The organism is Actinoalloteichus caeruleus, from assembly GCF_049311605.1.
Classification (GTDB): domain Bacteria; phylum Actinomycetota; class Actinomycetes; order Mycobacteriales; family Pseudonocardiaceae; genus Actinoalloteichus_B; species Actinoalloteichus_B caeruleus.
In genome coordinates this window covers 2,395,842-2,410,153 of the sequence record NZ_CP186005.1, presented here as the reverse complement: position 1 = coordinate 2,410,153, position 14,312 = coordinate 2,395,842, and the positions used below count along the sequence as shown (strand labels likewise).

The 14,312-nt window shown below is 72.4% G+C and carries 9 protein-coding genes and 1 pseudogene; 6 read left to right on the top strand and 4 right to left on the bottom strand.

The genetic code is table 11. The features are described from left to right. Positions 1-11: 11 nt before the first annotated feature. Positions 12-1,214: a metal-dependent hydrolase family protein gene (locus ACOJVX_RS10600; protein WP_422647477.1), complete on the bottom strand. Its 1,203-nt coding sequence runs from the start codon at positions 1,212-1,214 to the stop codon at positions 12-14. Between the two features lie 1,390 nt (positions 1,215-2,604). Here ACOJVX_RS10600 and ACOJVX_RS10595 point away from each other — a divergent pair. From ACOJVX_RS10595 to ACOJVX_RS10585, 3 genes are all read left to right on the top strand, one after another. Beyond that, positions 2,605-3,714, top strand: coding sequence for a phenazine antibiotic biosynthesis protein (locus ACOJVX_RS10595; RefSeq protein ID WP_337662050.1), 1,110 nt, complete (start codon positions 2,605-2,607; stop codon positions 3,712-3,714). A 26-nt stretch (positions 3,715-3,740) separates the two neighbouring features. Continuing rightward, on the top strand, positions 3,741-5,111 hold the full coding sequence (locus ACOJVX_RS10590; RefSeq protein ID WP_418154636.1) for an aldehyde dehydrogenase family protein: 1,371 nt from the start codon (positions 3,741-3,743) through the stop codon (positions 5,109-5,111). 165 nt (positions 5,112-5,276) lie between these two features. Further along, entirely contained in the window at positions 5,277-6,779 is a 1,503-nt protein-coding gene (locus ACOJVX_RS10585) for an FAD-binding oxidoreductase (RefSeq protein WP_422647476.1), read from the top strand. 502 nt (positions 6,780-7,281) lie between these two features. On the opposite strand, the gene ACOJVX_RS10580 is transcribed toward ACOJVX_RS10585, so the two are convergent. Continuing rightward, positions 7,282-7,917, bottom strand: a complete 636-nt coding sequence (locus tag ACOJVX_RS10580; RefSeq protein WP_030107159.1) for an NADPH-dependent F420 reductase — start codon at positions 7,915-7,917, stop codon at positions 7,282-7,284. A gap of 100 nt (positions 7,918-8,017) precedes the next feature. Here ACOJVX_RS10580 and ACOJVX_RS10575 point away from each other — a divergent pair, with 100 nt between their 5' ends. Beyond that, on the top strand, positions 8,018-8,401 hold the full coding sequence (locus tag ACOJVX_RS10575) for a winged helix-turn-helix transcriptional regulator (protein ID WP_026420403.1): 384 nt from the start codon (positions 8,018-8,020) through the stop codon (positions 8,399-8,401). A 570-nt stretch (positions 8,402-8,971) separates the two neighbouring features. Next, positions 8,972-10,822, top strand: a complete 1,851-nt coding sequence (locus ACOJVX_RS10570) for a flavin-containing monooxygenase (RefSeq protein WP_418154389.1) — start codon at positions 8,972-8,974, stop codon at positions 10,820-10,822. A gap of 85 nt (positions 10,823-10,907) precedes the next feature. On the opposite strand, the pseudogene ACOJVX_RS10565 reads toward ACOJVX_RS10570, so the two are convergent. Continuing rightward, positions 10,908-11,841: pseudogene (locus tag ACOJVX_RS10565) on the bottom strand (cupin domain-containing protein); the annotation flags it as partial. Between the two features lie 351 nt (positions 11,842-12,192). Then, the gene (locus ACOJVX_RS10560) at positions 12,193-13,224 is read right to left on the bottom strand and encodes a helix-turn-helix domain-containing protein (protein WP_422647475.1); all 1,032 of its coding nucleotides are present in this window, start codon (positions 13,222-13,224) and stop codon (positions 12,193-12,195) included. Positions 13,225-13,281: 57 nt separating this feature from the next. Here ACOJVX_RS10560 and ACOJVX_RS10555 point away from each other — a divergent pair, with 57 nt between their 5' ends. Next, positions 13,282-14,214 carry an alpha/beta hydrolase gene (locus ACOJVX_RS10555; protein ID WP_337662054.1) on the top strand — a complete coding sequence of 311 codons (933 nt, stop codon included), beginning with the start codon at positions 13,282-13,284 and terminating at the stop codon, positions 14,212-14,214. The last annotated feature ends 98 nt before the right edge of the window (positions 14,215-14,312 follow it).

Below are 14,312 nucleotides of genomic sequence, written 5' to 3'. Positions count from 1 at the left end.
CGTACGGTCGATCACCGGGTGAGCCGCCCTCCTGTGTGGTTGGGACACTTGACGAGCGTTCCGGCCTTCCAGACGTGGGTCACGGTGTCTGGTCGGGCCAGGACGGAGATGTCCTGGAGCGGGTCGGAGGCCAACGCGATCACGTCGGCGTCGTATCCCTTCGCCAGCTGCCCGGACAGTGGTGCCTGTGGACCGAGCGTGGCGGGGGCGTCGGCCGTGCCGGCGGCGATCGCCTGGAGCGGGCTCAGGCCCGCGGCCACCAGGTAACCGAACTCCTCACCGTTGTGCCCCCAGCCGAACGGTGTCTCGGGCATGCTGGTGCCCAGGTCGGTTCCCATGGCGATGCGGACTCCGGCACCGTGCGCGAGGGCCATCGCGGCCCGGTGCCGTTCCTGGAGTTCGTGCAGCTTCCTGCGGGCGGCGGGCGACACCTGGTCGGCTCTGGAGAGGATCGCCTCGTAGATGGTTCGGGTGGGCACCAGGATCGCCCCGCACTCCCGCATCGCGGCGGCGACCTCCTCGTCGACGTCGGTGCCGTGTTCGATGGTGCGGCAACCAGCCCGCAACGCGGCCATGATCCCGGCCTTGCCGTGGCAGTGCGCCGCGACGACCCGATCGGACCTGGCTGCCTCCTCGACGATCGCCCGGAGCTCGGCGTCGCTGAACTGCTGGTGGGCGGGGTGGTCGAGTTCGCTGAGGACTCCCCCCGACGCGCAGACCTTGATGACCCTGGCGCCGAGCCTCAGTTGGAGCCGGGTGGCGCGCAGGCAGTCGTCGACCCCGTCCGCGACCTGGAGCATCCCGTTCCGCCGTTGCGGGTCGACGACCCAGGCGTGGGGCAGGCCGTGGGCGTCGGAGTGCCCACCGGTGGGGCTGATCACACTGCCGGCGGGGTAGACGGTCGGACCGGGAACGGTGCCCTCGTCGATGACCCTGGCGAGGTAGACCCCGTACCCGCCGACCTCCCGCACGCTGGTGAACCCGGCGTCGAGGGCGAGCTGGGCGTCGCGGACCGATCGCGCGACGGCGACCTCGGCCTGGTTCAGCATCAGTTGTTCGGTGCCGACCGCTCCTCGGAGCCCCGTGAAATGGGTGTGGCAGTCCCAGAGCCCGGGCATGACGACGTCGACCTCGTGGATCTCGTCGTCGGGATTCGGAGGTGGCGCGGCCGCGGCGGAGCCGGAATAGCCAATCCGGTCACCCTCGAACAGCACAACGCCGTTCGGAACAGGTTCGCCTCGCCCTGGAATCAGTAGACCCGCGTGGATGCGGTACACGACAAATCCTTCATCTCAGGCCCCCCGTTGACCATCACTTAACACGATGATATGGTTCCTGATTAAACTGGGACACCCCCAGATCCTCGATCGAATATAACCCAACCGTGACCGTGCGGCAAGGGTCAATGACTGTCGGTCAGTCACCCTGTCCACCCCCTGTCCGGTTCCCGGCGGAAATACACTGGTCACATACCTGAATTTCACAACGCCCCACCCCCACCCGGAGTGGACCGCGAACCAGTTCGGGGCGGGCATTCACAGTCTGTCACAGCATCCCGCGTCGCGGGGTTCGCCACCGCTCCACGGGCCGACGGACGGGAAACGACACGATCACGACGAGATTGCGCGGGTATCTCACGGAAGCGGAGCGACGAACGGAGGCCACCCACCGGAGGCCACCCGCCGACTCCAGGCCCGCCCCCGTGACCCGCGCCCGTCCCCTGGTGGCCCCGCACCCCGCGCCCGCCGAGCACAGCCCCAGCCGCGCCGTCACCCCGGCGGAACCCGACCGCCACCCCACCTCCGATGCGGCACCCGTTCGCGCTGGTCAGGGCCGGTCGTAGTGGGCCGGTGACCTGGCGTCGAGGCCACGACCAGGGGCACGAGAATCCGGGCCGCACGCCGATCCGAGTTCACGGCGGCCGCGCGGCCCGCCGGCCGGTCAGGAACCGCCGCCCGTGCGGGCGCACCACCCCGAACCCCGGCGCCAGATCCCGAACCACCCGCCAAGCGGAACCGGGGAACGCCGCTGACACCGGTCCGCTCCACTCCCGTCGGAAATGGAGCGGACCGACCGCGACACCGAGCGAACCGGACGTTCCGGGACGGAACACCGCCCCCGACCGGGACGCACCGTCGCCACCGACCCGGCCAACACCTTTTCCCGCCAGCGGAAATAGAGCGGTGTCCGAGTCCGACCCGACCCGGTGGCTCCCGTTTCCCGAGTTCCCGAAAGAACCTCCCGTCGTCCTGACGAGTTCCCGGCCACCGTTCCACACGGTCAGCCGCGCGCCACCTCGGGCCCAACGATCACTGGGCCAGGTGACCCAGTACGCGCGCCACCCGATGGAAGCGGGAATTCCCCTTTCCAGGCGCGCCCCGGACGGCCACCCGAAACGACCGCACCCGTCACCCGTACGGCGGTTCCGCGCCGAATTCCCCGCCAGAACTCCCCCACGCGTACTACACCGTTCTGCGCCTCGCGGATTCCAGACAGGGCATCGCCGTTTCGGTAAAGTCTCCGGTGCCGCCGCCGGGACATCCGACTTTTCCCGCAGCTGGTTCCTCTTCTCCTGATCAGCACGAGCCGGCAAGGAGACGTACGTTGACGACACCTGCCCCATCACCGCTGGACACGCCGTGGCAGACACCGCCGGACGCGCAGGACCTGGTGCGGGAGGCGGTCGAGTGGCACTTCAACCCGAAAACCGGGTCCCGGTTCTGGCTCGAGCGGGCCAGGACACTGGACTTCAACCCGCTGACCGACGTCCACACGGTCGAGGACCTGACGCTGTTCCCGAACGTCGTCGACGAGCTGCGGCACATCCCCGTGGAGGACATGGTCCCCCAGGGTTACGCCTCGATCGCGGGGATCACCGCGCGCCCCCTCGTGGGTGAGAGCGGGGGCACCACCGGACGTCCCAAGCGAATCTACAGCCTCCCCGACGTCCTGAACTCCTCCTGGCGCTGGTACTGGTCGCGGTTGCGGGAACACGACATGCCCACCGGCCGGAACTGGCTCGGCGTGGTCCCGATGGGGCCGCACATGATCGGCACCCTGACACAGGACGCGGCGGCCGAGTTCGGCGGTATCTACTTCCCCCTCGACCTGGACCCCCGCTGGGCCAAGCGCTGCGTGGCGTCGGGGTCGGCCGAGGCGGTGAAGGGGTACGTGAACCACCTGGTGGACCAGGTCGAGTGGATCCTCACCACCCAGGACATCGGGCTGATCGCCGCGACCCCACCCCTGCTGCAGGCCATCTGCACCAGGGAACACCTGGTCGACATCATCAACGAGCGGGTCCACACCATCACCTGGAGCGGCGCGTCGATGGACGCCGACACCGCGGAGCTGATGGCCACCGAGGTGTTCCCCGAGGTCAACATCATCGGGATCTACGGCAGCGCGATGATCTTCTGCGGCATCCCGCAGCGGCCAGGCGGCGGACGCACCGACCCGGCGATCTTCGACCCGCCCTCGCCGTTCTCGATGTTCGGCCTCATCGACCCGGAGACCGGCGGCAGCGTGCCCTACGGGGAACGGGGCCAACTGGTCTCCCACCACATGACCAGGAACCTGTTCCTGCCGAACAACCTGGAACGGGACACCGCCATCCGCCACGAGCACGGCCTGGGCTACGCCGGCGACGCCCTCTCCGAGGTGCGGCCCGTCGAGGAGTTCGGTTCGGCGAAGGTGATCGAGGGGGTCTACTGACAGTGCCCACCGCATCCCCTGCCCTGATGGAACTGGCCGCGCTCGGGCCACGCGGCCCCTACGTGTCCCGCAACCGCGAGCTGGTCGCCGACGTGCGCGGCGGTCCACTCGCCGAACTCAGCCTGGTCCCCGCGCTGTTCGTCCAACGCGCGATGCGGACGCTGTCGAAGGCGGAGAGCCCGGGTGAGTCCGACCGCGAGGCGGCGCTCACCCAGGCCGGTCCGCTGTTCAGCACGGGGGTCGTGGGCGGGGTGAGCGCCGAGGAGTACCACCGGGCGGTCGCCGCCGCCTCGGGAATGCCGATCACCTTCGTGCGCACCGCGTCCCAGGGGGTGGGCGACTACGCGGCGGCCGCGTTCGACGCCGCGCGGATGGCCCGCCCCGTCGGCGCGGTGAGCGGGTGGCGGGCCCCGGCGGCCCGATCCGGGGCGGCGGTGTGGGTGCGACGGGGTGACGTGCTCGCCGTGCACGCCCCGGCCAACACGCCCGCCGTGCACAGCGCGTGGCTCGACGCCCTGGCGTTGGGCTACCGGGTGGCGGTACGACCGTCCCGCCGGGAGCCGTTCACGCCGCACCGACTGGTGACCGCGCTGCGGGAGAGCGGGTTCGGACCGGACCAGCTCCTGTTGTTGCCGACCGACCACGCCGCCGCGGACGGCATCATCGCCGAGGCGGACGTCGCCCTCGCCTTCGGCGGGGACGCCGTGGTCGGCAAGTACGGCGCCGGCCCGATGGTGCTCCCCCAGGGCCCCGGGCGGTCGAAGATCCTGCTGACCAGCGGCGCCGACGTCGACCGCCACCTGGACACCGTCGTCGAGTCGGTCGCCGACCAGGCGGGCACCGGGTGCGTCAACGCGACGGCGGTGTTCGTCGAAGGAGACCCGGCGCCGGTGGCCGAGGCGATCGCCGCCCGGTTGGCCGACGCGCCCGCCCTGCCCCCCGAGGACGAGCGGGCGGTGCTCCCGGTGCGCGCGGAGTCCGACGCCAGGGACATCGACGAGTTCCTGCGTTCCCGCCGGGGCGACGCGCGTTCCCTGCTGGGGGACACGGTGGTGGCCCCGCTCGGGGACGGCTCCGCCGCGCTGCGTCCCGCCGTGTTCCTGGTGGACCGGGCGGACGCGCCGCAGGCCAGGATCGAACTCGGTTTCCCCTGCGTGTGGGTGGCGCCGTGGACGAGGCAGGACGGGATCGCCCCGCTCCGGGACACGCTGGTGCTGACCGTGCTCGGGGACGACGAGGCGCTGGTGGACCAGTTGGTGGCGGAGCCCAGCATCCGCAACGTGCACGTGGGCGACCACCCGACCACCTGGAGTCGACCGGGGGTTCCCCACGACGGCTACCTCGGGGAGTTCCTGATGCGGGCCAAGACGGTCATCCGGGACGATCCCGGGCGGTAGGGACGTCGCGGGGCCGGCGTCACCGTCGCCGCCCGGCCCCCGCGACGCCGGCCGCCTCCGCCGGTGGTGGGCTCGGACGCGGCCGCCACCGAACTCGTCCGCGTCCCGCCCAGGCCGGCGCGGGCGTTCGTGCGCTGGAACCCGTCGACTGGAAGGTGCCCGATCGTGTCAACCCGAGCGGCTGTGACCGTGAAACCGGACGATCACCGCTACGACCTGCTCGCCCGGGCCGACAACTACCGGTTCGTCGCCCAACCCGAGTACTTCCGGTTGCCCTACTCCACGGCCCAGGTCGTCGAGGCGGTGTCGGAGGCGGTCGCGGCGGGCAAGCGCCTCACCGTGCGCTCCGGTGGGCACTGCGGGGAGGCGTTCGTCGCCTCCCCCGACGTCGACGTCATCGTGGACCTGTCCTCGATGTCCCACGTGGGCTACGACGAGGAACGTGGTGCCTTCGAGGTGGAGGCCGGTGCCACGGTCGGCCAGATCTACCGGGCGCTGTACAAGAACTACGGGGTGACGTTCCCCGGCGGTTTCTGCATGGGGGTCGGGGCGGGCGGCCACATCTCCGGTGGGGGCTACGGGCCGCTCTCGCGCCTGCTGGGCCTGACCGTGGACTACCTGCACGCGGTGGAGGTGGTGGTCGTCGACGCCGAGGGCGTGGTGTCCACCGTGGTGGCGACCCGGGAGGAGGACGACCCGAACCGGGACCTGTGGTGGGCCCACACCGGCGGCGGGGGCGGGAACTTCGGGGTGATCACGCGCTACTGGCTGCGGTCGCCGGATGCGGTGGGCGACGCCCCCGAGGAGGCGCTGCCCCGCCCCCCTGCCTCGTTCCACGTCGCGCGGGTGAGCTGGTCGTGGGCCGAGCTGACGGAGGCCGACTACGTCCGGCTGGTGAGCAACTTCCTGGACTGGCAGCTGCGGAACTGCACGGTCGACTCCCCCAACATCGGGCTCTACGCCCTGCTGGAGTGCTTCCACCGGTCGGCTGGGCACCTGGCGATGCACGCCCAGATCCCGGTGGACGTCCCCGACGCCGAGGAGCGGATGTCGTGGTTCCTCGCCGAGCTGAACGAGGGGGTCGCGGTGGCCCCCTCGGTGACCCGCCGGCGGTTGCCGTGGTTGGCGACCAGCCAGCTGTTGGCGATCCCCGACGTCGGGCCGGGTGCGATCGGGGTGCGGCGGAAGGTCAAGTCCGCCGACCTGCGCGGCCCGCACACCCGTGAGCAGCTCGCGGCCGCGTACCGCCACCTGTCCAGGGCCGACTACCACTGCCCCAGCGCCGCGATGGAGTACATCGCCTACGGCGGGCGGGTGAACACCGTCGACCCGGCGGCGACGGCGGTTCCCCGCGGGGCGTCGTTGAAGACCTTCTACATGGTGGCGTGGACCGATCCGGATGAGGACGAGGAGCACCTGCGCTGGATCCGGGAGATCTACCGGGACATCCACTCCGCCACAGGTGGTGTTCCCAGCCCCGACGAGGTCAACACGGGCGCCTACATCAACTACCCCGACATCGACCTGGCCGACCCCGAGTGGAACACCTCCGGTGTCCCCTGGCACACGATCTACTACGGGGACAACTACCCGAGGCTCCAGGAGATCAAGTCGAGGTGGGACCCGCGCAACGTGTTCCGGCACGCCTTCTCGATCCGTCCTCGGTGAACCTCGACGAACGCGGAACGCCGCACCCCGGGTGGGTCGGGGCGCGCGCTCGCCCCGGGGGCGCCGCGCGGTAGGGCGTCACACCGCTGGGGCGTCGTGGGCCCCGGGCGCGCGATGGTCGTCGCCGGTCCGGGGGTGGCGACGCCGCGAAGGGCAGGTGCGCCGCGCGCGGCAGGCGCTGGGCCTCGCCCGGGGCTCGGGCCGTGGCACCTCCGGGTGGGTCGAGCCGCTGAGCGTCGGTTTCCGGGCGGGAGGGGCGTCGGCAGGGGTCTCGGGCACCTCGACGGGCCCTGTGGTGTTCGGCCGTGGAGCGGGCCGCTGCTCCGGTGATCGTCCCCGGTGGGGCACGGTGCCCGGTCCGGCGGAGCCGCCCCCGCCCGGACTCGGCGGGGGCGCTCGTCGACGGGCCCGCCCCCGGGGCACGCCACCACGCGCGACCCGGCGCGTCCCAGGGGTCGTCCGGGGTGGGAGGCCCGAGATGGGTTCCCCGTCTCGTCCGTCGTCAGGCTGGCAGGCTCGGCAACGCCGAACGGGGGTCGGTTCCGGAGAGCGCCAGGCTGGTGGCGAAACCGGCGATCTCCTCCAGCTGCCTGGCCCGGTCGAGCCGTCCCAGCGCGGCGGGCACCCCACCCAGGTCACGCACGAGGGAGGCGACGCGCTCCACCGCGACCGGGTCGTCGCCGCACATCGCGACCGCTGGCGCCGCGCCGCCGTCGCGCGCCACTGGCCACCGCGAGGCCGGGAACAGGTGGAACGCCTTGACCAACCGCGCCCCCGGGGCAAGTGCCGCCAGCCGGCCGGCTCCCGACTCGCCCGGCTCGACGAGCAGGGCCCCGGTGGTGAAGTCGACCGGGTTGGTCGGGTCGATCACCGTCGTTCCCGCCAGTGTTCCGGTCGGCCCGCCCACCTCGCGCACCACGTCGGCCGCACCGGCCCAGGGCACCGCGAGCAGCACGACTTCCTGCCCGGTGACCGCCTCGCGCTGACTGGCCGCCCGTGCCGTCCCGCCGAGGCCGTGGGCGAGCCGCCGAGCCCTGTCCCTCGACCTCCCTCCGACCACGACCTCGTGCCCGGCCCGCACCCAACCCGCGCCCAGCGCCGACGCCATCGTGCCGGTGCCCAGGATCCCGATCCTCATCGCTCCACTCCGATCTCCGCCGTGTCCCCGGTAGTACGGATGGACGGTAGGGATCGCGACGCGCACCGATCGGTAGGAGACCAGGGGCGAGAATGGTCCGATGACACGCGCGGACCAGTCGCACTGCGTCGAGCTGAAGGCCGACTGCCGGGTTCGGGCCGCCACCGACCTGTTCACCCACCGCTGGGACCCGGTGGTGCTGGTCGCGCTGGGTGAGGGCGCCCAGCGGCGGCGGGACCTGCGGTGGGCGATCGGCGGGCTGAGCGACAAGGTGCTGACCGAGTCGCTGCGCAGGCTCGTCCGCCAGGGACTGGTCGGACGCCGTTCCCTCCCGGCGGCGCCGCCACACGTCGAGTACCGGTTGACCGCGCTCGGGGAAAGCCTGGTGCGCGGTCCGCTGAGGGCGCTGGCGCGGTGGATCGACGAGCACGGGGACGAACTCCTCGCCGCCGAGGAGCACGCCGACCGCGTCGACCTCCCCTGAGCCTTCGGGCAGGACCGCATGAGGCACCGTGGTCGGTGACGAGCTCGGTCGAACGCACGCCCGCCCGGCGGTGGGTGGTCCGGGGTCGAGCGGCGGTCCTGGAATTCCGCCGTTCCCACCGTGAAAGGGAAACCACACCAGCCCCACGCCGAACTCGATTTCCGGTCGAGAGCAGTGGGGCCGCACTGAACGGGTCCACGGTTCCTCCACACCATTGTCGGCGCCCCGCACCCCGTTTGTCCCGCTCACCGGCGGTACCGGAAATATTCCGACGGAACCGGCACCTCCGGAATGGGGGACCACCGCTCGCCCTCGGGGCGAACGCCACCGGGACCGGGGAGCGCCCACCCGGCTAGCCTCGGTGGGACCGGACGGCCTACACCCGCTCCGACCAGGTCATCAATGGGCGATCCGCCGTTCCCGTCCCCTTGCGGGGACGGCCCGCACGCGGGTGTTCGGGTGTCACCGTCAACAGCCGTCCGCGCCAGGGGAACACCAGGGCACACCGACATTCCTCGTTCGTCGACGTCGGATTTCCGTGCCCGGTTCACGACGAGGACGGGTTGAACGATGACCGGACCAACATCCTCCCCCACGGGGAGCAGCGAAAAGCGCGCGACGGAAACGGATCCCGCCCGGCTCCGGGAACGTTATCGCGTCGAGCGCGACCGCCGACTGCGCGCCGCCGGCAGAACGTACGTCTCACCGACAGGTCCCCTCGCGCACCACGCCGCCGACCCGCACGCCGATCCGGCGTTCCACCGGCCGCCGCTGCGGGACGAGGTCGACACCCTGATCGTGGGCGGTGGGTTCGGCGGTCTGCTCCTCGCCGCCCGCCTCCGGGAACGCGGTGCGCGGCGCATCCGGATCGTCGACCGCGCCGCCGACTTCGGGGGGACCTGGTACTGGAACCGGTACCCGGGAGCGCAGTGCGACGTCGAGTCCTACGTCTACCTCCCGTTGTTGGAGGAGACCGGCCGGTTGCCCAGCGAGAAGTACTGCGGTGGCGAGGAGATCCTCGAGCACGCCCGGGCGATCGGTCGGCGGTTCGACCTGTACCGCGACGCCTGCTTCCAGACGGAGGTCACGGAGCTGCGCTGGGACGAGGAGGAACGGCGGTGGACGGTGCTGACCGACCGGGACGACGTGGTTCGGGCCCGGTACGTGGCGGTGGCGACCGGACCGTTCCGCGAGCTCCGGCTCCCCTCGATCCCGGGCCTGTCCACGTTCCGGGGTCGGGTGTTCCACACCGCCCGGTGGGACTACGCCTACACCGGCGGTGGGCCGTCCACGGCGATGACCCGGCTGGCTGACAAGCGGGTCGCGGTGGTGGGAACGGGTGCCACCGGCATCCAGTGCATCCCCCCGTTGGGGCGGGACGCCGGTCACCTGTACGTGTTCCAGCGGACGCCGGCGGCGGTCGACAGCCGGGGGAACCGTCCCACCTCCCCGGAGTGGGCGGGCGCGCTGGCCCTCGGTTGGCAGCGTCGCCGGCAGGAGAACTTCACCGCCGTGGTGTGCGGCGTGGACCAGGACGAGGACCTGGTGGCCGATGGGTGGACGGAGCTGTTCCGGTCGTTGCGGGTGCCCCTCCCCGGATTGGCCCCCCACGGCTCGGAACCCGAGGGGGACGCGGCGGAGCGCATGGAACTGGAGGACTTCCGGCGGATGAACCACCTCCGGTCCCGGGTGGAACGCTGTGTCCGCGACCCGGAGACGGCCGAGGCCCTGAAACCCTGGTACCGGCAGTTCTGCAAGCGACCCGGTTTCAGCGATGACTACCTGGCCACCTTCAACCGTCCGACGGTCACCCTGGTGGACACCCGGGGGCGGGGCGTGGAACGGGCGACGGAGCACGGCCTCGTCAGCGGCGGCGTCGAGTACGCCGTGGACTGCGTCGTGCTGGCGACCGGGTTCAGCGAGGGCACGCCCTACGAACCGGGTTTCGGCGGTTGGATCCGAGGTCGACACGGCGTGCGGTTGTCCGAGCACTGGCGGAACGGTGTGCGCACCCTGCACGGCCTCTACAGCCACGGCTTCCCGAACTGCTTCCTCCTCGGCCCCTCCCAGAACGGCATGTCGATCAACTTCTCGCACAGCCTGGACGAGCAGGCCCGGCACCTGGCCGCCGTGATCGACGCCGCCGAGCGGAGCGGGGCGTGGTACGTCGAACCCACGGCGGAGGCGGAGGCGGCCTGGGTGGAGGAGGTGCGCCGTTCCGGTTCGATGGACCAGGAGTACCTGCTGGCCTGCACCCCCGGCTCCTACAACGGGGAGGGCCGGCCCGTCGACCGCCCCGACACCTACGGCGGGCACGCCGTCCAGTTCCACGGGGTGATGCGGCGGTGGCGGTTCACGGGCGGGATGACCGACGTGCTCCGGGCCCCGGTCCGCGCGGTACCCGCGCCTCGCCACGACTGACGGTGCCGACGGGAGAGGCGAGGCCCTCCCCGCCTCCTGGTGGCGACCCGACCGGTGCGCCCGCCGGCACCGGCGGGGAGGCGGTGGCCACCGCGCGACGGTAGGCGGTGGGGCTGCACCCGCGGAGCCTGGTGAACGCGACGCTGAGCGCGAAGGCGTCCGCGTAGCCGACCCGGCGGGCGATGGTCGCCACCGTCGACTCCGTCTCCCGCAGCAGGTCCGCCGCCAGGCACACCCGCCACTCCGCGAGGTACCTCATCGGTGGTTCTCCCACGCCGGCGGTGAACCGGCGGGCGAACGCGGCCCGGGAGAGGCCGCAGGCGTGGGCGAGCGTGGCGACCGTCCATGGGGCGGCCGGGTTCTCGTGCAGCAGCCGCAGCACGCGGCCGACCACGGGGTCGGCGGCCGCCCGGTACCAGTGCGGGGCCTGGTCGGGGTGGGAGTCGAACCAGGCGCGGAGCGTCGAGACGAGCAGCAGGTCCAGGAGGCGGTCGAGCACCACCTGGTGCCCGGGCAGGGTAGTGACGATCTCCTCGGAGACCAGGTCGAGCACCGGGCAGTGGCGGTCCTCGTCGCGGGTGACGAGCACGGGGGGGCAGCGCGCGCAGCAGTCGGTCGCTGACCCCGGTGCGCCCGTCGTAGACCCCGGTGAGCAGCTGGGTGGAGCCGCCGGGGTCGACCGAGCAGGTTCGGGTGGCGGCCGGGGCGTCGGTGTCGAACGGCGTGCCATCCGCCCACCGGCATTCGACGTCGCCGACCACCACCAGGCGCGGTGGGGTGTCCGGTGGGTCGGACACGGTGTACGAGGCGGGGCCGGTGAGGACGGCGATGTCGCCCGGCGCCAGCGGGATCGGTGCCCCGCCGACCGGGGTGATCCACCCCGACCCGTCCAGCAGGGTCACCAGGGACAGCGGAGCCTCGGTGTCGAAACGCACCGACCACGGCGGGTCCAGCACCGCGCGGGCCAGCAGGGCACCGTGCGCCCGCACCGAGGACAGCAGTTCCGCGAGGATGTCCACCCGCACCAGAGTAGACGCTCAGGCATCGGCTGGGACCAGATGACCGATGGACGTCCTGTCGCATGGGTGAGGGGCGGAGAGCGAGTGCGTGCCCGCGTCGAATGCGGGCACGCCGCACGCGTGTTCCTGGGGAGCCGCGCGGACGGCGGACCGGGCCGGGCCAGCAGCGCCCCCTCGACCGGACGGGCCGGGCTGGCTCGGGACAGGTCCAGGGCGGGGACACCGCGTCGGGCGTGGCCGGCGGGGTGGGCGCCCCGAGGAGGGAGGGCCGCTGGCTTCGGCCGACGTGTTCCACCCCCGGTCGCCCGTGCCCGCGATGCCCACGGCTCCGGCGGCGGGAGAGACGGCTCCTCACCCGTCGAGCAGTCGCAGCGCGGTGAGGGCCAGCCTGGCCCGCAGCACTCCGGTGGGCTCGGTGAGATCAACGCCCAGGATGCCGCCGATCTGGTCGAGCCGGCGGGCGACGCTGCTGTGGTGCAGGTGGAGGTGGTGGGCCGCGCGACGGAGAGAACCGCTGGCGCAGTAGGCCTCCAGCGTCTCCAGATCCTCGGGACGGGCCGCCAACCGGGCGACCGCCGCCACGTCGACGTTGTCCCGCAGGGCCTCGTCGGGAAGCTGGGCGAGCAGTGCCAACGCCCCCAGGTCGTCGTGGTGGACGACGGGGTGAGCGTGAGTGGTGTAGCGGAGGGCGGTGCGCGCCCACCGCCAGGACTGGTCGAGGTTCGCGGCGGCGGCGATGCCCGCGCGGACACCCGCCGGGAACCGGGCGCGGTCCACGGTCGTGGCCAGGAGGACGCCCACGTCACCGAGCGTCGCCGCGCGCACCAGCCGGCCCGGGCATACGAGCGCGCTGATCTGGTCGAGCGGCAGTGACGACCTGACGGCGATCACGTGAATCGGCGGGGCGCCACCGAACCCCATGAGCCGCAACGCCCTGGCCCTGCCCGCCTCATCGCAGCCGGAGCTGATCGCGAGCTCGACGAGGGCGGGGTCGGCCATCGTCGTCCTGGCTGGCTCGTACCGCTCGACGACGGCCGACACCGCGATCGCGAACCGCTCCAGCAGGGCGTCGTCCAGTGGGCCGGGAGCGCCGGTCCGTTCCAACCACACCACTCCGATCTCCTCGTCATCGAGGGTGATCGGCACCGTGGTGGACGCCGGTGTCGGGTCGGAGGCCGACCGGCCGTCGGGGGCGACGCGAACCGTCCGACCCGTGCCGTGCAGCCGGATGCCCGCCACGCATTCGGCCAGGCCGGCCGAGGCCCGCGCGAGCGCGGGCAGGTCGACCCTCCGGCGGATCAGCGTGTCGTAGAACATCACGATCCGGATCGCGCCCTCAGCCCGGGAGTCCAGTCGCGACAGCCGTTCGGCCAGTGCCTCCATGCCGGAAGGGTAGCGACGATCGTCGCGTGATCGGCGAGGATGCGCGACGGTCGGCGGGTGATCGTGACGGCGTCGATCCCGAGAATGGTCGCCGTGAACCCGGAACTGGAAGCATTCATCCCGCTCCTCCCGCGCCTCGACGTCACCGATGTGGCCGCCGCGCGCAGGACCTACGCCGAGCTGGCCGCCGCGAAACCGGCGGCGGACACCAGCCGCATGGTCATCGAGGACCTGACCGTGCCCGGTGACCCGGGGGTGCCGGTGCGGATCTACCGACCGCACCAGGCCCAGGGTGTCGTCCTCTGGCTGCACGGCGGCGGCTGGATGATGGGCGGCCTGGACTCCGACCAGCCTTTCGCGAGTCGGCTCGCGGAGGGCTCCGGTGCGGTGGTGATCTCGGTGGACTACCGGCTCGCTCCCGAGCACCCCTTCCCCGCCGCCCTCGACGACGTCCACACCGTGCTGACCTGGGCGGCCGAGCATGCCGCCGAGCGGGGCTTCGACGCGGACCGCATCGCGGTCGGCGGGCACAGCGCCGGCGGGAACCTCGCCGCGGGGGTCGCGTTGCGGGCGCGGGACGAGCAGGGGCCGCCGATCCGCCTCCAACTGCTCAACGAGGCCGCCCTCGATGACCGGCAGCTGACGTGGTCGCAGCGGAACTTCACCGACACTCCGTGGGCGACCCGGGACTCCGTGGGGCGCCAGTGGCGGCACTACCTGGGGACCTCGGTCCCCTCCCCCTACTTCGCCCCGGCGCGGGCCACCGACCTGTCCGGGCTGCCTCCCGCCCACATCACGGCCGCCGAGTTCTGCCCCAACCGTGACGAGGACATCGACTACGCGACGCGGCTCCTGCGGGCGAACGTCCCGGTCGAGCTGCACCAGTGGCCTGGCACCTTCCACGGCTCGCAGGCGATCCTGTCGGCCGAGATCTCGCAGCGGCAGATCGCCGAGATCTGCGGGGCCCTGCGTCGCGCCCTGACCGCATGAACGGCTCGTGCCGCACCCGACCGTCGCCGCTCCCCCACGCGCCCGCCGGTCAGCAACGGGTGAACACCGAGGTGGCAGGGCCACCGTCGGCCCTGGGG